This is a genomic window from Thalassospira sp. CH_XMU1420-2, from assembly GCF_037029325.1.
Lineage (GTDB): Bacteria > Pseudomonadota > Alphaproteobacteria > Rhodospirillales > Thalassospiraceae > Thalassospira > Thalassospira povalilytica.
Genome location: NZ_JAYMEG010000005.1, coordinates 81909 through 101516 on the forward strand (window position 1 = coordinate 81909; position 19608 = coordinate 101516).

Annotated in this window: 20 protein-coding genes; 13 read left to right on the forward strand and 7 right to left on the reverse strand. The window is 54.3% G+C overall.

What is annotated here, in order from left to right:
- Positions 1 to 15 precede the first annotated feature (15 nt).
- The gene (locus WA429_RS15660; protein ID WP_101247845.1) at positions 16 to 708 is read left to right on the forward strand and encodes a dienelactone hydrolase family protein; all 693 of its coding nucleotides are present in this window, start codon (positions 16 to 18) and stop codon (positions 706 to 708) included.
- A gap of 77 nt (positions 709 to 785) precedes the next feature.
- Here the strand turns inward: WA429_RS15660 and argE are convergent, their stop codons facing one another.
- Both argE and WA429_RS15670 read right to left on the reverse strand, forming a co-directional pair.
- A complete protein-coding gene (argE, locus tag WA429_RS15665) occupies positions 786 to 1964 on the reverse strand; it encodes an acetylornithine deacetylase (RefSeq protein WP_287466470.1) in 1179 nt (392 codons plus the stop codon).
- A complete protein-coding gene (locus tag WA429_RS15670) occupies positions 1961 to 2728 on the reverse strand; it encodes an NAD kinase (protein WP_068517051.1) in 768 nt (255 codons plus the stop codon). The genes argE and WA429_RS15670 overlap by 4 nt, the downstream gene beginning before the upstream one ends.
- Positions 2729 to 2939: 211 nt before the next feature.
- Between WA429_RS15670 and WA429_RS15675 the strand changes: the two genes are divergently transcribed.
- Entirely contained in the window at positions 2940 to 3674 is a 735-nt protein-coding gene (locus WA429_RS15675) for a TetR/AcrR family transcriptional regulator (RefSeq protein WP_287466469.1), read from the forward strand.
- Between the two features lies 1 nt (position 3675).
- On the opposite strand, the gene WA429_RS15680 is transcribed toward WA429_RS15675, so the two are convergent.
- On the reverse strand, positions 3676 to 5121 hold the full coding sequence (locus WA429_RS15680; RefSeq protein ID WP_287466468.1) for a KAP family P-loop NTPase fold protein: 1446 nt from the start codon (positions 5119 to 5121) through the stop codon (positions 3676 to 3678).
- A gap of 173 nt (positions 5122 to 5294) precedes the next feature.
- Here WA429_RS15680 and WA429_RS15685 point away from each other — a divergent pair, with 173 nt between their 5' ends.
- The 5 genes from WA429_RS15685 (at position 5295) to WA429_RS15705 (ending at position 10524) form a co-directional block, all read left to right on the forward strand.
- Positions 5295 to 6218 (forward strand): sulfurtransferase, encoded by a 924-nt coding sequence (locus tag WA429_RS15685; protein ID WP_287466467.1) that lies wholly within the window; start codon positions 5295 to 5297, stop codon positions 6216 to 6218.
- 123 nt (positions 6219 to 6341) lie between these two features.
- Positions 6342 to 7553, forward strand: coding sequence for a YeeE/YedE family protein (locus WA429_RS15690; RefSeq protein WP_287466466.1), 1212 nt, complete (start codon positions 6342 to 6344; stop codon positions 7551 to 7553).
- The gene (locus WA429_RS15695; RefSeq protein ID WP_287466465.1) at positions 7550 to 8071 is read left to right on the forward strand and encodes a hypothetical protein; all 522 of its coding nucleotides are present in this window, start codon (positions 7550 to 7552) and stop codon (positions 8069 to 8071) included. The genes WA429_RS15690 and WA429_RS15695 overlap by 4 nt, the downstream gene beginning before the upstream one ends.
- A gap of 325 nt (positions 8072 to 8396) precedes the next feature.
- Complete coding sequence (locus tag WA429_RS15700; RefSeq protein ID WP_336107626.1) at positions 8397 to 10235, forward strand: DEAD/DEAH box helicase; 1839 nt, start codon at positions 8397 to 8399, stop codon at positions 10233 to 10235.
- Between the two features lie 79 nt (positions 10236 to 10314).
- Complete coding sequence (locus WA429_RS15705) at positions 10315 to 10524, forward strand: cold-shock protein (RefSeq protein WP_068517057.1); 210 nt, start codon at positions 10315 to 10317, stop codon at positions 10522 to 10524.
- Between the two features lie 91 nt (positions 10525 to 10615).
- Here WA429_RS15705 and WA429_RS15710 read toward each other — a convergent pair whose 3' ends face one another.
- On the reverse strand, positions 10616 to 11293 hold the full coding sequence (locus WA429_RS15710; protein WP_250282706.1) for a FadR/GntR family transcriptional regulator: 678 nt from the start codon (positions 11291 to 11293) through the stop codon (positions 10616 to 10618).
- Positions 11294 to 11505: 212 nt separating this feature from the next.
- Here WA429_RS15710 and WA429_RS15715 point away from each other — a divergent pair, with 212 nt between their 5' ends.
- Genes WA429_RS15715 through WA429_RS15730 form a run of 4 tightly spaced genes read left to right on the forward strand, consistent with a single transcriptional unit; the run spans position 11506 to position 14360 of the window.
- Positions 11506 to 12288: a transporter substrate-binding domain-containing protein gene (locus WA429_RS15715; protein ID WP_114113775.1), complete on the forward strand. Its 783-nt coding sequence runs from the start codon at positions 11506 to 11508 to the stop codon at positions 12286 to 12288.
- A 39-nt stretch (positions 12289 to 12327) separates the two neighbouring features.
- On the forward strand, positions 12328 to 12999 hold the full coding sequence (locus tag WA429_RS15720) for an amino acid ABC transporter permease (RefSeq protein ID WP_287466463.1): 672 nt from the start codon (positions 12328 to 12330) through the stop codon (positions 12997 to 12999).
- Complete coding sequence (locus WA429_RS15725) at positions 12992 to 13645, forward strand: amino acid ABC transporter permease (protein ID WP_287466462.1); 654 nt, start codon at positions 12992 to 12994, stop codon at positions 13643 to 13645. The genes WA429_RS15720 and WA429_RS15725 overlap by 8 nt, the downstream gene beginning before the upstream one ends.
- A complete protein-coding gene (locus WA429_RS15730; protein ID WP_287466461.1) occupies positions 13632 to 14360 on the forward strand; it encodes an amino acid ABC transporter ATP-binding protein in 729 nt (242 codons plus the stop codon). The genes WA429_RS15725 and WA429_RS15730 overlap by 14 nt, the downstream gene beginning before the upstream one ends.
- A gap of 98 nt (positions 14361 to 14458) precedes the next feature.
- Here the strand turns inward: WA429_RS15730 and WA429_RS15735 are convergent, their stop codons facing one another.
- Positions 14459 to 15142 carry a hypothetical protein gene (locus tag WA429_RS15735; RefSeq protein WP_287466460.1) on the reverse strand — a complete coding sequence of 228 codons (684 nt, stop codon included), beginning with the start codon at positions 15140 to 15142 and terminating at the stop codon, positions 14459 to 14461.
- A 414-nt stretch (positions 15143 to 15556) separates the two neighbouring features.
- Here WA429_RS15735 and WA429_RS15740 point away from each other — a divergent pair, with 414 nt between their 5' ends.
- Both WA429_RS15740 and WA429_RS15745 read left to right on the forward strand, forming a co-directional pair.
- A complete protein-coding gene (locus WA429_RS15740) occupies positions 15557 to 16624 on the forward strand; it encodes a helix-turn-helix transcriptional regulator (protein WP_287466459.1) in 1068 nt (355 codons plus the stop codon).
- A gap of 160 nt (positions 16625 to 16784) precedes the next feature.
- Positions 16785 to 17258 carry a YaiI/YqxD family protein gene (locus tag WA429_RS15745; RefSeq protein WP_287466458.1) on the forward strand — a complete coding sequence of 158 codons (474 nt, stop codon included), beginning with the start codon at positions 16785 to 16787 and terminating at the stop codon, positions 17256 to 17258.
- A gap of 99 nt (positions 17259 to 17357) precedes the next feature.
- Here WA429_RS15745 and WA429_RS15750 read toward each other — a convergent pair whose 3' ends face one another.
- On the reverse strand, positions 17358 to 17816 hold the full coding sequence (locus WA429_RS15750) for a DUF4870 family protein (protein WP_068517065.1): 459 nt from the start codon (positions 17814 to 17816) through the stop codon (positions 17358 to 17360).
- A 289-nt stretch (positions 17817 to 18105) separates the two neighbouring features.
- Positions 18106 to 19563 carry an aldehyde dehydrogenase gene (locus WA429_RS15755; protein ID WP_068517066.1) on the reverse strand — a complete coding sequence of 486 codons (1458 nt, stop codon included), beginning with the start codon at positions 19561 to 19563 and terminating at the stop codon, positions 18106 to 18108.
- Between the last annotated feature and the right edge of the window lie 45 nt (positions 19564 to 19608).

Genomic DNA, 19608 nt, shown 5'->3' on the forward strand with positions numbered 1-19608 from the left:
AGGAGGTTGATTGCGATGACAAAGCTTGCTGTGAGCACCCCGGACGGGAATTTCGAGGCCTATGTGGCGATGCCGGCGAAGCTTCCGGCACCGGTTGTTGTGGTTATCCAGGAAATTTTTGGCGTCAATGCGGTGATGCGCGGCATTGCCGATGATTATGCCAAGCAGGGCTATATCGCGGTATGTCCGGACCTGTTCTGGCGGATCGAGCCGGGGATTGATATCACCGATCAGACCGAAGAAGAATGGAAGCAGGCCTTTGGCTATTATCAGGCATTTGATGTTGATAAGGGCGTTGAAGACATTGCCGCGACCATGAAGGCCGCGCGCGGGATCGAAGGGGCCAATGGCAAGGTCGGGGTCGTTGGTTTCTGCCTTGGCGGATTGCTGACCTTCCTTTCGGCCACGCGGACCGATGGCGATGCCTTTGCCGCCTATTATGGCGGTGGCATGAATAATTACATGAATGAAGCCGATAACATCAAAAAGCCGCTGATCGTGCATCTGGCGGGCAATGATGAATATATCCCGGCCGAGGCCCAGGACGTGATCAAGGAAGCACTTGGCGATCATCCGCTGACCGAGCTTCATATCTATCCGGGGCGCGATCACGCCTTTGCGCGCAAGGGCGGGGCGCATTATGACGAAGCCGATGCCAATACGGCAAATGCGCGCACGGCGGAATTCTTTGAAGCCAATCTGGTTTGATTCAGCAATAATGTGCCAAACGACAAAGGGCTGCGAAATTCGCAGCCCTTTTTGTATTTGTGCTGTGATCTGGCCGGTTATTTGACCAGAACGGCCAGCAATTTATCGAGAAACACTTCGCAGCGGCCCAGCTGGTCAAGTTCGATGAACTCGTCAGGTTTGTGGGCCTGTTCGATATTGCCCGGACCACAAACCACGGTCGGAATATCCCCCATGGCGGAAAAGACCCCGGCTTCTGTGCCAAAGCTGACCTTGCCCGTCGTGTTGGCGCCGGTCAGCGCCATGACCAGTTTGGTGACTTCCTCGTCATCGCCGGTGGCAAGACCGGGCATGTCGGAAATGACTTCGATCTCGACCCCGACATCGGCATAGGTTTCGCGCATTTCCGGGATCAACGTATTGTCGAGATAATCGAAAATCCTGGCCTTAAGCGCGTCGCGATCATCATTGGGCAGATTGCGGAATTCGAAATCGACAAAGCAGTTTTGCGGAATGATGTTCAACTGGGTGCCGCCCTTGATCACGCCTGTATGGAAGGTGGTGTGATTGGGGGTGAATTCATCGTCATGCGGGCCTTCATCGCGGCATTGACGGCCGAGCTTGCGCAGGAAGACCACAAATTCCGAGGCGAACTCAACAGCGTTAACACCTTCGCCCGGAAGCGACGAATGCCCCGACCGGCCGGTGAAATGCGCACGGGCGGAATATTTGCCCTTATGCTGGGTGATGACCTTCATCTCGGTCGGTTCACCAACGATGCACATGGCGGGTTTGTGGGGCAGGTTGTTGATCGCCTCGACCAGGCTTGGCACGCCAAGGCATCCGACTTCCTCGTCATAGGTGAAGGCCAGATGGATCGGCACGCGCAGATCGGCGTTTTTGAAAGTTTCGGCCTTGGCCAGCAGACACGCCAGGAACCCCTTCATGTCGCATGATCCGCGGCCATAAAGTTTGCCGTCGCGGATATCGATGTCATAGGGATCGGATGCCCAGTTCTGGCCTTCGGTCGGGACCACGTCACTGTGACCTGACAGAATGACGCCGCCATTCACGGCCGGACCGATGGTGGCATACAGATTGGCCTTGGTGTTGCTGTCATCGCGAACAACAAGGGTTTCGTAGCCCAGCCCGTCGAGGAAGGCTTTGACTTCTTCGATCAGGGCCATGTTCGGGGTCATGCTGACCGACGGGTGGGCAATCAGTTTGCGGCACCAGTCGATGGTGTCTTGTGACGGTGCAAGTGCGGCGGTGGTCATTCGACGAATTGTTCCTTAAGGATACGCTCTTCGAGATTATGTTCTGGATCAAACAGCAATTTGATCTTCATGTTGCGATCTTCGCGGATCTTCACATGGGACACATCGCGGACCTCGGTATAGTCGGCCACGGCAGAAACCGGGCGTTTTTCCGGGTTTTCGATGGTAAAGACAACTTCGGCCCCGTGCGGCAGCAACGCCCCGCGCCAGCGACGCGGGCGAAACGGGCTTATGGGTGTTAAGGCCAGCAAACCACTGCCCATCGGCAGGATCGGACCATGGGCCGAGAGGTTATAGGCCGTGCTGCCCGCAGGGGTGCAGACAAGTGCACCATCACAAACCAGTTCGGCCAGACGTTCAACCCCGTCGACCTTGATGCGCAATTTGGCGGCCTGACGGGTTTCACGCAAAAGGGAAACTTCGTTGATCGCAAGCGCGCACATGCTTTCGCCGGAAACCGTATGGGCTTCCATCTGAAGGGGGTGAAGTTCGACGGTCTGGGCTTCGGTGATGCGATCAATCAGATCCATCTCGCGGAATTCATTCATCAGAAAACCGACCGTGCCGCGGTTCATGCCATAGATCGGAACTTTCCGGCCCATATAGCGGTGCAGGGTTTCAAGCATGAAGCCGTCCCCGCCAAGGGCGACAATCACATCGGCCTTATCGGGCGCAATGTGGCCATAACGATGTTTCAGCCGATACATCGCATCCTGTGCGATTTTGGTCTCGGCCGCGACAAAGGCGATGGAATCAAGCTGCATCTGCATGTCCGACGGGTAATTGGGGCGCGCCCATAAACGAGCATTTCCAACAATAGAGTATGCTTTGCATTGAATTGCAAGGGGCTGCGTCATCGATCATGTCACACAGCGCATGCAATATACAGGTAGTCAGGTTGACCAGTGCGCGAAAAGAGAGGAACCTGAAACTTATCAATAATTTCGTTTCAGCAGTCATTTTCAGATTGGCGCAATGACCAAAGAACCATTCAGCATCACAGCGGCACTTTCGCGGATCACCCGTGCGGATGATCAATATGATGACGGGACGCTTGAGGTGGATGAAAGCATGGAGGTCGACGCGCTGTCAGAAGGCGCACTTGTGCCCAAGCGGGTGCGCGATCCCGATCTGACCCGTCAGAAACTTCTTGATGCGGCGTTTGGCGAAATCCGCCGGGCCGGTTTTGGCGGGGCATCGATTGCCAATATCCTGGATGTCAGCGGCTGTACCAAAGGGGCGCTGTATCATCATTTTTCCGGCAAGGCCAAGCTGGTCAATGCGGTGATCGAGGAATGCCTGCCCGGCTATGTCGATCAGGTGTGGCTGAACGAGCTTGAAGATGTGGATGACATCCTGCCGGTCATGATGGGGCAGGTCGACCGTCTTGGCCGTCATGATGCGCCCGAACTGCTTGAAGGCGGCTGCCCGCTGGCACGGTTGGCATCGGGGGCAGGCGAACTTGACGAAGGATTGCGCAAACGGATTGACGGTGTTTACCGCTATTGGCGGCGTGGCTTGGCATCGCAGATCGGCAAGGCGCAATTCAACAAAACCGTGCGAACCGATATCGAACCATCGGCGGTGGCGGAATTTGTCATCGCGTCCCTGCACGGGTTTTTGACCCGCCCGCCAGCCTTGCGTACCCGGGAAACCCAGGATGCCTTTGCACGCGAGTTTGCCCGTTATCTGAATAATTTAAGGCCTTAGACTACTCAGAGGTTAAGTGTCGAGCGTTTCTTACGTACACTGGATACTGTAATATCCTGCTATATTCGGCTGTTCCGTCTCTCGAACTTTGCGGGAGTATGTCATACATATATTCCTCATGTAGCAATCTGTATATTGGCCCGTTGAGAGGGCCTTGTTGCGACAGTTCAGCCAGTTTGTGCAAGTCTCTGCCTGATTTGTCGAGCAATTCCGTCAAATAATTTGGGAAGTCGATACGTGATGTTTTGTAACTGTGTGTACTTCTATCAAGATAGGTGCTGGTGAAGTAAAAATTAGAAGATATATCTTTTCGATCTTTTTCCCAATTAATGAACCATTGTCCCAATTCGCGTGAGCATAATTGTTTGAACTCTTCCGTATTCCCAGCATAGTCAGAGAATATTAATGGGAGAAGGTATGCTAGTTGTATTTTAGTGGTGTATCTCCAGAGTGATGTAATTATTGATGTGTATTCAAGACATTGTTCCAAGTCTCGCAGGGTGAGGGAGTAGGATTTTGCACAGTTCACAATAAATTCAACGATATCCGTGTCAAATGGAGCTGCAATCTTCTCCGTCGGAATGTTTTTTGACGAAAGTAGCAGTTTTACAAAGTCTGACATGGATGGGTCGGTGAAGTGATATGTGCTGTCGAAAAATCTGCGAAGATAGCGTGAGCCATCAAACTTCTCGCCGTAAACTGCTGAGATAGAGTGAGCGAGTTGCTGCTTATCAGTTGCTATAACAAAAACGGCACCCTCAACTGCGAAAAGATGCTTAATACGTTCAAGTAAAGTAATTGCGTAGGTTGGTTTACAGCGATCAAGTTCATCTATGAGGATAAATAGTGGGCCGTTGTGACCGGAGTCTCTCAGCGATTTTGTGACTGCAGAAAATGCAGATTTGAACTCGTTGAAGTGTTTCTTGTTCTTGCGAAAATTACTTAATATTTTGTCGGTCGCCTCGCTACTGGCCTTTTCGCTGATATTTACGATGTCATCCTTGATGTCGAGTTCTTCTGCAATTTCAGGTAAGCTGATCCCGGTAATCTTATTTACAATCCCTATTGCGGCATGTTTCCCAAAGGCTTTAGCCAATACAAATAGGTGTGATTTTGCTAGTTTCCATTTTTCGGATGTTTCATGTCCTATCGCAAGTAGTTGTCGGTCAAGTGAAGCTATGATTGGGATCATTGGATCTTCACTAAAGTCATCTTCCCAAGCATTAATGTAGCATGTCGCGTGACCGTCATTTTCGAGTTGCTTTCGCATCCGTGTTAAAAAGAAAGTCTTCCCGGCGCCCCAACCTTGATCAATATTGATTACGTAGGATGGTGATTCTGGGGTGTTTGCCATCTGCGTGCTTTTTGTTAGCAGGAGGTGGATTAGAAAATCCGCATCTTTCTTGCGGCCCAGAAGGTCATCTTCCCAGATTTCGGAATTGCACATGAATGATATCCTTGGGATCTGCACCGTTAGGTTGTGTGATGATAGTGCCAATCTCCAATGCACATATAAACAACAAAAAAATGGTGTATTAATTGAAATATTGACATTTTTCTGTGGGTGATTACATCTCTTTCACAGTTTCATGAATTTTTCGACATATGGAGACAGGCCCCATGCGCTCTCTCATTCTTTCTGCTGTTGCAGTGGTGGCATTTGCCTTTGCTGGAAATGCTGCCCAGGCCGAGCGCCTGACGGAAAAGCCGCTGGTTGATGCCAACTGGGTTGAAGCAAACCTCGATAATCCGTCGCTGGTGGTTGTTGATATCCGTTCGATGACCAAGGAAGGCAGCCCCTATGACGCCGGTCACATCCCGGGGTCGGTTTATGCGCCTTATGGCAAGTTCGGCTGGCGTGCCAAGGTCAATGATGTTGTCGGCATGTTGCCGCCTTTGGATGTGATTTCAAAGCGCATCGGGTCGCTTGGCATCGACAATGACAAACAGGTCGTGGTTGTCCCGGCCGGTCAGAACAGCTCGGACTTCGGGGCTGCAACCCGTGTTTATTGGACCTTCAAGGTTCTGGGCCATGATGCGGTAACCATTCTTGATGGTGGCCAGCGCGCATGGCTTGCCGCAGGCAAGGCGGTTTCGACCGATGCGGTCGCACCTGATGCGGTTGCGTTCAATGTCAATTTCCGTCCGGAACTTCTTGCCACGGCAGAAGACGTTGCCAAGGCACGTGAAAACGGTGTTGCGCTGATTGATGCCCGTCCGGAATCACAGTTCAAGGGCGAAACCAAAAGCGGCGTTGTTGCCCGTGCCGGTGCGGTTCCGGGTGCAAAGAACATTTCGCAGTCGGAATTCTATAGCGATCAGGACGGTGCATTTGTTGCATCGGACGTGATTGAAACGCTGGTTTCGGATGCCGGTGTCGACAAGGATGCCAAGGAAATCACCTATTGCAATACCGGTCACTGGGCATCGGTCGCATGGTTCGGTCTGTCCGAAGTGATGGGCAACAAGAACACCGCGATGTATGATGGTTCCATGACCGAATGGGCTGCTGATCCGAACCGTGAAATGGTTGTTTCGGAATAATTCCGGAATTCATATCAGCCCTGATGGCACAGACATTTTGGACGGAATCGGGTTTGCCCCGGTTCCGTTCGTGTTCGTGGGCTTTGACCCGACAGATTTCCTTTAACGTTACTGAGCGTCACCATGTCAGAAACGACACTTAAGGCCCGCCCGGACGTCCCGGGCTTTGACTTTGACAAGGGACCGGCGGCGATTACCGCGGTTCTGTTTGTTGTGGTCGGCATTGCCATTGCCCAGGCGGTGGATCTGCATCAGGCCGTGCTTTACGGTCTTGGCGGATTGCTGGGCATTTCACTTTATCATGCATCATTCGGTTTTACCGGCGGCTGGCGGCGTTTTTCGGTCGAGAAACGCGGACGGGCGATGCGGGCCCAGCTTTTGATGATCGGGGTTGCGGCCGCGGCCTTTATTCCGATGCTGGCGCTGGGAAGCCCGCTTGGCAACCCGATTGTCGGGGCGGTGGCACCGGTGGGGACATCGGTGCTGGTCGGGGCCTTTATGTTTGGTCTTGGCATGCAGCTTGGCGGCGGATGCGGTTCGGGCACCCTGTTTACGGTTGGTGGTGGCAGTGCGCGCATGTTGCTGACGCTGGCCTTCTTTATCATCGGGGCGGTGATCGGAACGGCGCATTTGCCGATGTGGCTTGAACTGCCATCCTTGCCGCCGATGAGTGTCGGTCGTGAATTCGGTGTTGCGGGCGGCCTTGCCGTGACCTTTGGCGGTCTGGCGCTTGTCGCGCTGATGACGGTGGTTGTCGAAAAGCGTGCCCATGGTTCGCTTGAAGCAACGCCCAAGGCGCCGCGTGCCGGTCTGGCGCGCCTGTTCCATGGTCCCTGGCCGCTGGTCTGGACCGGGTTGCTGTTGGCAGGGCTTAATATCGCGACCCTTCTGATTGCCGGTCACCCGTGGTCGATTACGTTCGGCTTTGGCCTTTGGGGGGCAAAGATCGCCCAGGGCATTGGTATTCCGGTTGAAACCTGGGAATTCTGGAACTGGGCGGGGCCTGCCAAGGCGCTTGGCAATTCGGTTCTCGAAGACAATACCTCGGTGATGAATTTCGGCATCGTGATCGGTGCGGCCTTTGCCGCGGCCCTTGCCGGAAAATTCGCGCCCAAGGTATCGGTGCCGATGGCGTCACTTCTGGCGGCGGCAATTGGCGGGCTTTTGATGGGCTATGGCGCGCGCCTGGCATTTGGTTGCAATATCGGTGCGTTCTTTAGCGGGATCGCATCGGGCAGCGTGCATGGCTGGCTGTGGTTTGTTCTGGCCTTTGCGGGCAGTTGGGTCGGCATTGCGCTGCGTCCGGCATTTGGATTGGATGGATTCCGGAAATGAGCGAGAAAAACACACTTCTTTTCGGTGCGGTCTTCTTGGCGGCGACCGGTGCGGTTGCCCTTGATCATTACACCCATACGGCCAATGTCCCGGCAATCGCCAATCCGGCCCCGGCCAAGCGCCCGGCCGCCGGGGCAAACCCGTGCGCGGGAAATCCGTGTGCCGCCAATCCGTGTGGCGCGAATCCCTGTGGTGCCAATCCGTGTGGGGCGGGCTACAACCCCTGTGCAGCGAACCCGTGTGCGGCAGGGTACAATCCGTGTGCAGCCAATCCATGTGCCGCAAGCCCGTGCGCAGCAGCACCCTGTTCGGCAAATCCGTGCGCGGCCTATAATCCCTGCGGGGCGGCAAACCCCTGTGCGGCAAGCCCGTGCAGTCCATGTGCCGCCAATCCGTGTGCCGCTTATAACCCATGTGCTGCCGCGCCGTGTGCGCCGGCCAGCAATCCCTGTGCTGCGGCCAACCCTTGTGCCGCATACAATCCGTGCGGTGCCGCGAACCCGTGTTCGGCCTATTAGGTCGAAAAAAAACGCGTCATATAAAGCAATTTTCACAGGCCCGGCGCGCAATTCTGCCGGGCCTGTTTGCGTAAAACGCGGGGCTGTCACAAATATGGCGTTTGACAAGCCGGGCAAACTCTGCGCATGGTGTCGCAGAAATTTGATCGCTCCAGAAGCGTAGAGGGGACTGAAATCCCCCACTGTTGAGTGGTTGACCTAAGAACGCATTGAAGTGTCCAGCTACGCGGGTACTTCCTGAACTGCAAGGCGCAGACCTGATTACTACATTTCACCGGGCGTTGTCCCAGCTGTCTGCAGCCTCTAATTTACGAGTTACCCTTATTTGACCCAGTTTTCCGAACTCGGCCTGGCCGAGCCGGTCCTTCGCGCATTGGCGCAAGAAGGCTATGACGCGCCGACACCCATTCAGGCGCAGTCCATCCCGTCCCTGCTTGAAGGTAAGGACCTGCTTGGTATCGCCCAGACCGGTACCGGCAAGACGGCAGCATTCGCGTTGCCGATTCTTGATCGACTTTCCAAAACCGAAGGCCGTACACCCAAAGGTGCCTGCCGTGTGCTGGTGCTTGCGCCGACGCGCGAGCTTGCCGCACAGATCGGTGACAGTTTCCGTGCCTATGGCCGTTTCCTGAATGTCCGTGTGGCTGTGGTTGTGGGCGGTGTTGCCCATGGTCCGCAGATCAAGGCGATTACGCCGGGCATCGAAGTTCTGGTGGCGACACCGGGCCGTCTTCTTGACCATGTTGATAGTGGCAAGCTGACGCTTAAACATGTTGATGTGGTTGTGCTTGATGAAGCCGACCATATGCTTGATCTTGGCTTCTTGCCGCCGATCAAGCGCATCATCAAGATGTTGCCGCGTGACCGTCAGAACCTGTTCTTCTCCGCGACCATGCCGACCCAGATCGGTCAACTGGCCGGTGATATGCTTTCCGATCCGGTCAAGGTTTCCGTGACCCCGGTTGCAACCACCCAGGAACGTGTTGATCAGTCGGTTTATCTGATCGAGCGCACCCGCAAGCGTCAGCTTCTGGCAGAGCTTCTTGATAATCCGGTCTTCAAGCGGACCCTGGTCTTTACGCGCACCAAGCGCGGTGCAGATCGTGTGGCCCGTCATCTTGAAGCCAATAAAATCAGTGCAGCCGCCATTCATGGCAATAAAAGCCAGAACCAGCGCGAGCGCGCCCTGAACGCATTCAAGGATGGTCAGATCGGTGTGCTTGTCGCAACCGATATCGCCGCACGCGGTATTGACGTTGACGGCGTGACCCATGTCGTGAATTTCGAGCTTCCCAATGTGCCGGAAAGCTATGTGCATCGTATTGGCCGTACGGCCCGTGGCGGTGCCAGTGGTACGGCGATTGCGTTCTGTGATGAAGAAGAACGCGGTCTTTTGCGCGATATCGAAAAAACCACCCGCCAGTCGATCCCGGTGATTGATCGCCGCGATGCCGAAGCTGCTGCCGAACAGGAAGCGCAATCGGCAGAAGCGTGTGAAGCCAACCGTGGCCGCCGTGCAAATGGTGGTGGTCAGGCGCGTTCTCAGGGCCGGGGACAGGGGCGCGGACCGAATGGTCAGGCCCGTGGCAATGGCCGTGGCAATGGCAACGGTAATGTCGGTCGTGGTCAGGGTGGCAATGGCCGCCGTGATGGCGAGGCAAACCGTGCAGCCGCCGGCAACCGTCCGGAACGTTCCAATGATCGGCCAGTGCGCCAGTCGTCGCAGCGTCGTGACGGGGAAGGCAATGCCAACGCCAATGCCGCACAGGCAGAGGTGAGCCCGGCACTCGAAAAATCCAGAAGCCGTTACAAGGGCGGGATCAAATCCGGCCCGGCCAACGGTCGCGGGAACGGCCCGGCAGGCAATGCCGGTTCGTCCGATGGGCGCAAGCGCCCGGTCAAGCGCGTTGATTCCGATGGAAACCGCCGCGACCGTGCGCAGGGCGACAATTCAATTTCTTCCGGTCTTTCCTTTATGGGCAGTACCGAGGAACGCCGCGCGAAAGGCAACGGGGGCAATGGTGCCCGCAATGCCAAACCGCAAGGCAAGCGCGGCGGTGCGAACCGCAATCGCAATCCACGTGGCCCACAATCTGGCGGGCAGCCAGGGGGTGCTGGCCGCAACACATCTTCGAACAATCAGAGAAGGCGCGACCGCGCCTGATCTGATTGTCGATCCCAAATAGGCGCGCCCAGTCGGGGCGTGTCGTAACGCCACTCAATACTCGATAGGAGATCTAAAGATGGCAACTGGTACCGTTAAATGGTTCAACGCAACTAAAGGTTTTGGTTTCATTCAGCCGGACGAAGGCGGAAATGACGTATTCCTGCACATCAGCGCTGTTGAGCGCGCTGGCATGGGCCACCCGCAGGAAGGCGACAAAATCAACTACGAACTGCGCACCGATTCCCGTTCGGGTCGCGTTTCGGCTGACGACCTGTCGGCTGCCTAATTCGGTTTGTCCTTCCTTGTGAAGGGCACCGCGTTAATGAAACCCCCATCTGCGCAAGCAGGTGGGGGTTTTGTCTTGCCCGGAATTCGGATCAGGGACGCAAAAAGGCGATCTTGGCCCGGGTCGCGGCGCTGAGAACATGGAAATGCATGGCGTCGCGGGCGCCAGACGGGTTGTGTTCGCGGACATAGCGCAAAACCTGTTCATGTTCGGCCAGCGGGGCGGCAATCGCCTTGGCATTGGCAAAGGGCAGCATCTGGTTTTCATGGATGGTTTGGGCCGCAGGGTGCATGGCCTTGGCAAACATCGGGTTGCCCGATGCCAGCAGCAATATTTCATGAAAGTCGGTATCGGCCATGGCCGCGGCAATCAGGTCGTCCTGTTCAAGGGCGGTGCGCATGTCGGTGATGCTGGTTTCAAGGGCATCCAGATGATCCTTGCTGCGCATTTGTGCCGCAAGCCCAGCGACATAGGGTTCGATTGCCAGTCGGAACTGATAGACCTGACCGGCCAGGCGGTTGCGGTCCTGATCAAGGGGTGTCTGATGGTGACGATCGGCAATGTATACACCCTTGCCAGCATGAATATGGACCATTCCCAAAGCTTCGAGGGTGGCCAGGGCTTCGCGCAGGCTGGTGCGGCTGATGCCCAGTTCGGTTGCCAGAACACGTTGGGCAGGTAACGAGTCACCTGCTTTCAGATCATTGTTTTTAATCAGATTTCGTATGTCCCGCGCGGCGCGTTCCGGGGCGGTTTCGCTGCGTGCCATCTGTTGTTCCTGTTACTGGTCAGACCAGTTTAATAGTTTTTGATATTCGAAAGTGGCCGGTTTTTCGGGGTTTAGGATTGATCTGATATTGAATTTACGCTGAAGAAAAAATTATTCATAGACAAAAGATCAAAAAATGTGCAGCGTCAGTATCAGGTTAAAAATAGTGCATAAACAAATCCAGAAAATCACAGACAGACGGGTAGAGGCTTATGAAACAGTTTTTCAAAACCGCGATTGCGGCCGTTGCGATCCTGACCGCGCCGCTTGGTGCTGCGTCGGCAGGCGCGCTTGACAGCATTGCCGAGGCCGGGGTTCTCAAGGTTGCAGTCCCACAGGATTTCCCACCATTCGGATCGGTCGGTACTGACATGCAGCCCAAGGGCTATGACATTGATATGGCCGCCCTGATCGCCGAAGACCTTGGTGTGAAGCTTGAACTGGTACCGGTGACGTCGGCCAACCGCATTCCGTATCTGACCACCGGCAAGGTCGATCTGGTGATTTCCAGCCTTGGCAAAAACCCGGACCGCGAAAAGGTGATCGATTTCAGCGCACCTTATGCCCCGTTCTATAACGGCGTTTTCGGGCCTGCTGATTTCTCGGTCGAGAAGGCCGATGATCTTTCGGGCATGTCGGTCGGTGTGACCCGCGGGGCGATCGAGGATCTTGAACTGACCAAGATTGCGCCGGCTGATGTCGATATCAAACGCTATGAAGACAATAACGGCACGATTTCGGCATTCCTGTCGGGTCAGGTTGACCTGATTGCCACCGGCAACGTTACCGCCGCTGCGATCATTGAACGCAACCCGCCGCGCAAGCCGGAACCGAAATTTCTGATCAAAAACTCGCCCTGCTATGTCGGTCTGAACAAGGAAGAGCCGGAATTCATGGCCAAGGTCAACGAGATCATTGCCGCATCGATGGCCGATGGCCGTTTGAATGCGATTGCTGAAAAGTGGCTTGGCATTCCGCTTCCGGAAAAGCTCTGAGCAATTTCAAGCCACACCTGACGGGATCGTTGCAGATCAATGGCATATAAATTCGACTTTGGCGCGATCGTGCCGCATTGGGAACTTCTGGTCGACGGGATGATCCTGACGACAGAATTGACAGTGATCGGTGCTGTGGTCGGCGTCGGATTGGGGATCATGGGGGCGTGGGCGCGGGCGTCGCGCGCCCCGGTGATAAGCCAGATTGTCGGTGTCTATGTCGAACTGATCCGCAACACCCCGTTTCTGGTGCAGCTGTTTTTTATCTTTTTCGGGCTTCCGGCCCTTGGCGCGAAGCTTTCCGAATTTCAGGCCGCACTTTTGGCGATGATCGTCAATCTCGGGGCCTATTCCACCGAAATCATCCGGGCGGGTATCCTTGCTATTCCGCAAGGTCAGATCGAGGCGGCCCAAAGCCTTGCCATGAACCGGGTGCAGATTTTTCGTTATGTGGTTTTGCTTCCGGCACTCAAGAAAATCTGGCCGGCCCTTTCAAGCCAGATCGTGATTGTGATGCTGGGATCGTCGGTCTGTTCGCAGATTGCAGCCGAGGAGCTGACATTCGGGGCAAACTATATCCAGGCAATCAATTTCCGCGCCTTTGAAGTCTATTTCGTGGTGACGGGGCTTTATCTGGCGATGTCGATCCTGCTTCGGATGGGGTTGAAAGTTTTGGGCAATTTCCTGTTTGAACGGCGGCGTCATGTCTGAATTTTCCCTATGGGATATTGTTTATAACCTGCTGCTTGCGGCGCGCTGGACGGTGTTGCTTTCGCTGACCGCGTTTGTTCTTGGCGGGATTGTCGGGCTGTTGCTTTTGATGGTGCGTACGGCGGGCAACCCGTGGGTCGTTCGGTTTGTGCGCGGCTATGTCGAACTGTTTCAGGGCACGCCGCTTTTGATGCAGCTTTTTATCGTGTTCTTTGGCTTGCCGCTGATCGGGCTTGATGTATCGCCCTGGGTGGCCGCGACATTCGGGTTAACACTGTTTACCAGTGCGTTCCTGACCGAGATCTGGCGCGGATGCGTTGAATCAGTAAGTCGGGGCCAGTGGGAAGCATCGGCCAGCCTTGGCATGAATTTCACCCAGCAGATGCGCTATATCGTCTTGCCCCAGGCGCTTCGCATTGCCATTCCGCCAACGGTCGGTTTTTCGGTTCAGGTCGTCAAGGGAACGGCCGTGGCATCGATTATCGGTTTTGTCGAACTGACCAAGGCCGGCACCATGATCACCAACGCGACCTACGCGCCGTTTACGGTCTATGGCTGTGTCGCGGTGATGTATTTCCTGATTTGTTATCCGCTGTCGCTGTTTGCCCGTCATCTGGAAGGAAAGTTCCGCAATGTCGCTCGTTGAATTGCATGCCATTCATAAAAGTTTTGGCGCGCTGGAAGTCCTTAAGGGTATCGATCTTTCGATTGAGGAGGGGCAGGTTATTGCCCTGATCGGCAAAAGCGGGTCGGGCAAAAGCACGCTTTTGCGCACGATCAACGGGCTTGAGGCGATTGATGACGGCGTCATCATGGTGGGGGGCAAGAAAATCAGCGAACGCGATACGGATTTGCTGGCCCTTCGGCTTCAGGTCGGCATGGTGTTTCAGCAGTTCAATCTGTTTCCCCATTACATCGCGCTTGAAAATGTGATGCTGTCCCCGCAGGTCGTCAAAAAGCAATCCAAGGCCGAAGCCCGCGAGATTGCCGAGGAAATGCTGGCCAAGGTCGGGCTTGCCGACAAGATGATGCATTACCCCGATCAGCTTTCAGGCGGGCAGCAACAGCGCGTGGCGATTGCGCGCGCCCTTGCCATGAAGCCCAAGGTGCTTTTGTGTGACGAGGTGACATCAGCACTTGATCCGGAACTGGTCAACGAGGTGCTGGCGGTTGTCCGCCAACTGGCCGAAGAAGGCATGACCCTTGTCATGGTGACCCATGAAATGCGCTTTGCGCGCGAGGTGTGCGACAAGCTTGTTTTCATGCATCAGGGCCGCATTCACGAAACCGGCGACCCGGAAGAGGTTTTCGCCAACCCGAAAACGCCCGAGCTTTCAAGTTTTGTTGGTGGGCTGGCCTGATCAGGGGGCGCGATATTGGCAGCTGTTGAAAAGCTGGGGAAGCCCCGAAGGATCGGCGGCCTTCGGGGCGTTCGGGAGTATCCTGTCGAAATGTCCGATTAATTCATCAAATGGATCACGCCATTTGATGCAAGAACGTCCATTTGCTGGAAGGGCATGCCATTTGCGATATCACCGTCTTCACGCAGGAAGTTGGTTTTGATTGGATCGCCGCCCAGGCTTTTGTATTCCATCTGCCCATTCCACATATTGTCTTTGTAGTAGGGGCGGGTTGCGATCTGAGAGCCTACAATTTTGTGGATGATCAGTGTCTTATCTTTGACAGTGAGCGGTGTTGCAGAGTTGCTTTTCGCCGTCGCAATTGCGTCTTCTACTTTGGCGGCAAGGATGCTGTCTTTGATTGCAAAGACTGTAATGGTGTTGTTCTCCAACATGCCGTTGTGGAGTTTGGGAACTTCCCCGCCGTTCATGGCATCACCAAGTCCAGCGGATGCAGCAAAGCTGGCCATAAGTTTATAGGTTTCGGTGTATTGCTCCAAAACTGCATTACCGTCTGTGCCGATCACGATCTTGCCGTCTGCGTCGCGCATGGGGCGTTCTTTTTCAATTTCGATAGATCGTAACACCTCAGCGACAGTTCCCGGGCAGGCTGCGCTTTCTTCTACTGCTTGTTCGGTTCCAACAATCAGGCACGTTTTTTTCGCAAGTTCTTCTGCGTGTGCAGAGATTGCGCAAGTAAAAGTCAAAGTAAAGCCAAGGAATGGTTTCAGTATACTAGTCATCATGAGACCCCTTAGATGATGATTTTTCAAAGCCCAGTATGTTGATCTGGCGGCTGCTGGGCCGGACTGCGGATTGCAGAGTTCAGCTAGAGGGTAATCTTGGGTTGATAATGTGAGAGGCGCATCCCCCATTTGAGGGATGAACTCAAAACAATTGCGTTTCAGAATGCCCGAAAGTCACATGCTAGCGAGGGTGTCGATTAACCTGGGTGAATATTTGATTGGTATTTAAGTAAATCAAGATGTAACCTATGGTTGATATTTTCCTGATCTGTTACGCTGAATTCGCGTTGATCATTTTTAATTCGAGAAGACGTGGTGGACACACACAAAATCTTGGAGTTGATCTCTCTAATTTATGATTTGCCTTACCGAGAAAGCGATCAAAGTTGACGGTCCGTGTTGGATCGTTGTATGGGGGAATTTGGCTTCAGTTTCGGTTCTGTTGATTTGTATGACCCGCTTAGGCGCACCTTCGAGAAAAGTGTGCGGACGAGTTCGTATCACGACGCTGAAGTTTTCGAAAAGTTGTATCAACGCGAACTCATGGCGACCGATATGCAGGCCTATCATGCAGTATCGTCGTACCGAGACCACATATTCAGATCGGATAATGAGGTCATGGGGATATTGAGGGAAGAGAGATACAAGGTATTACCAGCTACCAAGCTTCTTCATGACGTTTTCGGAATAGACGAGCGTTATGCGGCCTGCCTGAATACGCACGGTGCATGGGCAGACGTGATTACTGTTCAGTTGGCTGGTACTGAGAACTGTATCGGCAAACAGGACTGGTCATTATTAACTGCTTTGTTACCCCATTGGGCCAAGGCGATGGAGTTGTATAGAACTTTTAAGCAACTTCGAGTTCGATTTGAAACGATTTTAGCTGGATTGGATCGCCTCCAACTGGGGGTCTGCATAATGACAAGCCAAGGTGAAGTGATCATAAAAAATGAAGAGGCGTTGCGAATAACCGGTGCTGCTGATGGAATTCGGTTAGGGCGAGCCGGGAATGTCATATTGTCAAGTATCAAGCAGCAGGATGCCTTTGATAGGGCCATAATTAGTGCTCGAGATATCGTAGCAGCGGAAGGGGTAGGGAAGTCCACCATGTTGACGGTACCGCGCAAGGAGGGGTTAAGTCCTTATTTAGTAGAGGTTATGCCGCTGAGAGATGATGCTGGTGCGCTTGAGGCTTCATGCCGGGGCATGATTGTTGTGCTGATTGATCCTGACAGGACTGATGTTATTTCGACGAAAGGAATGGAGCTTCTTTACGGGTTAACTGCTGCGGAGAGCGAAGTTTGTGAATTGATTGCAACAGGATTAACCACGCTTCAGGTTGCAGAGAGTAGAAATACCAGCGTTGAAACAACCAAAACTCAGATAAAAAAAGTTCTAGAGAAAACCAGTACGTCAAGTAGATCGCAATTGGTTCGGCTTGCTCATCACGTAAACTTGCCTATAACCAAAAACTGAGTTCGTTGATTCCTGCTCGAGCTAGGTGACTTTCTTTTTTCAGCTAATTCTCTAAGTTATGTTGAATTTTTGGCGTGTTAGTGTGCCAGATGTTATTGGCTTATGAGTAAGTTTAAGTTTTTTGAACTCAATTTTTTAAGTAATTGGATGTGCGTGTGTGATGAGTTTAACTAGTCAAAATACACGCCCGCGTTTGTTTGTGGATGCCGATGCCTGTCCGGTGAAGGCGGAATGCGAACGTGTGGCTGAGCGGCACCGGATCGAGATGATCCTGGTGTCCAATGGCGGTATTCGTCCGTCGCGCAATCCGTTGATCAAAATCGTGATCGTGCCGCCCGAACCCGATGCCGCCGATGACTGGATCGCCGAGAATGCCCGGGCGCGCGATGTGATTGTCACCAATGACATTCCGTTGGCGTCACGCGGGCTTGAGATCGGAGCGCGGGTGTTAAAGCCCAATGGCCAGGAATTTACCGAGGCCAATATCGGCAATGCATTGGCCGGGCGCGAGATCGCGGCTCATATGCGCGAAGTCACGGGCGAGCAGGGGCGCAATGCGGCCTTTACCCAGAAAGACCGGTCGAAATTTTCAAGCGCGCTTGAGGTGCTGGTGCAGGCGGTTCTGCGCGCCTGATCAGACTGAGAGACAAAGACAAATGCAAAAGAGGCCGTCCTGTTTAAGGGCGGCCTCTTTTTTTCAGTTCAGGATGCTGATGGTGATTTTGGCATCGCCTTAAAGGCTGGGTTCCTGACGTTCAGGCTGCGGATTTGATGCGGTGGTGAGGGCAGGGGTGCTGCCGGGCGTGAATGTTTCGCCACGGCCAAGGGCGTTCATCCCCTTGATGACGCGGATCAGGGTCCAGACGAACCAGTAAATGCCCAGCGCCAGCGGCACGATATACAGAATTGCACCGATGCCAAGCGTCATGAAACTCAATGCGCCAATCAGCATGTAAAGCACGATATTGATGACCATGATGATCACGCCGCGCCAGAAAATGGCGATCTGGTGTTCGAAATGATTGGCGGCAACCGCGTCGCTAGTCGTGCGGTTCATATAGGCCATGACGACCCCGGCCAGCGCCGTCAGACCGGTCACAAAGCCGACCAGATAAAGAATGTAAACAATGTTCGCCAGATTGCGGCCTTCGCCGCTTGGGGCTTGCGGGGCGGAATTGGTGGTTGCTTCCATTATGTCCTCAAAATCTAATATGAAGAGAAAATAAACAAGTCGATACCACCATAAAGAGAGTTTCAGGTGAAGGCGAGGAAATAGTGATTGAAATCAATCGGCTGTAAAACAAAACAGGCCGCCGGACATAAAGTCCGACGGCCTGCACACAGGTCCTGACTTGCAAGGGAACTCAGTGCAAGTCAGGCTTCCCCCCTGCGTTAGCTGATTGAACGGGAGAGCCGGACAGAAGTTCCATCCGGTTTCTGTTCCGGTTCCAGTTCCAGTTCCAGTTCCAGTTCCGGTTGGCTTAGAACGGGTAGTGGCGTTTGCCGCTTTGGATGGTGATCCAGCGCATTTCGGTGAATTCGTCGATCGATGCCTGGGAGCCAAACCGGCCATAACCGGACGATTTCACACCGCCAAACGGCATCTGTGCTTCGTCCTGAACGGTCGGGCTATTGATGTGGCAGATGCCGCTTTCGATGCGTTTGGCAACGTCCATGGCACGCGGAATATTGGTCGAGAAGACCGCAGAAGACAGGCCATATTCGCTGTCATTGGCGATGCGAACGGCTTCGTCTTCGTTGCCGGCACGAATGACGACACAGATCGGGCCAAAGCTTTCCTCGGAATAGATTTTCATTGCCGGGGTGACATGATCGAGAAGGGTCGCATCCATCAGAACGCCATCCTTGGCCTTGCCCGAACCGGCCACCAGTTTGGCACCCTTGGAAACGGCGTCTTCGACCAGTTCTTCGATGCGATTGACAGCTTCGACATTGACCACACCGCCCAGGATGTGTTCGGCCTTGGCCGGATCACCAGCGGTAAGGGTTTTTGCCTTGGCAGCCAGTTTGGCAACGAATTCGTCGGCAACCGCATTGTCAACGATCAGTCGTTCGGTCGACATGCAAATCTGGCCCTGGTTCATATAGGCGCCGAATGCCGCGCCATTGACGGCTTCGTCAAGGTCGGCATCGTCAAGAACGAGGAACGGTGCCTTGCCGCCCAGTTCAAGCAGAACCGGTTTGAGATGTTCGGCACCCAGCTTGGCAATGATGCGGCCAACACGGGTCGAGCCGGTAAAGTTGATGCGACGTACCGCCGGATGGGCAATCAGGGTTTCGACGATTTCCGGGGCATCTTCCGGGGCGTTGGTGACAACGTTAACGACGCCCTCGGGTGCGCCGGCTTCGACCAGGCATTCACCGATCAGGCGGTGCAGGGCCGGGCAAAGCTCGGACGCCTTGAGCACCACGGTATTGCCACAGGCAAGCGGCATGGCAATGGCGCGCGTGCCCAGAATGACCGGTGCGTTCCACGGTGCAATGCCAAGAACAACACCGACCGGCTGACGCACACCCATGGCCATCAGGCCCGGATGATCGGACGGAATGATATCGCCGGTGATCTGGGTGGTCATCGCACCGGCTTCGCGGAGCATGTTGGCAGCAAGATGGGCGTTGAAGCCGCCCCACATGCGGGTACTTCCGGTTTCATCAAGGACAAGCTGACCGAACTGGTCGCCCTTGGATTCCATGATGTCGGCTGCCTTGAGCAGGATCTTGCGACGGGCACCCGGGCCCATTTTCGACCATTCCGGGAAGGCCGCGGCAGCGGCATCGGCGGCCTTGCGGGCATCGGCGGCATTGGCCGCCGCGGCAACCGTTGCGGTTTCGCCGGTGACCGGATTCTTGCGTTCAAACGTGCGGTTGTTTGACGCATTCACATCCTGGTTGCCGATCAACAATTTTACATCATTCATGACGTTTCTCCTGACTTTATCAATTACTGCTGCGAGGTGGCGAAA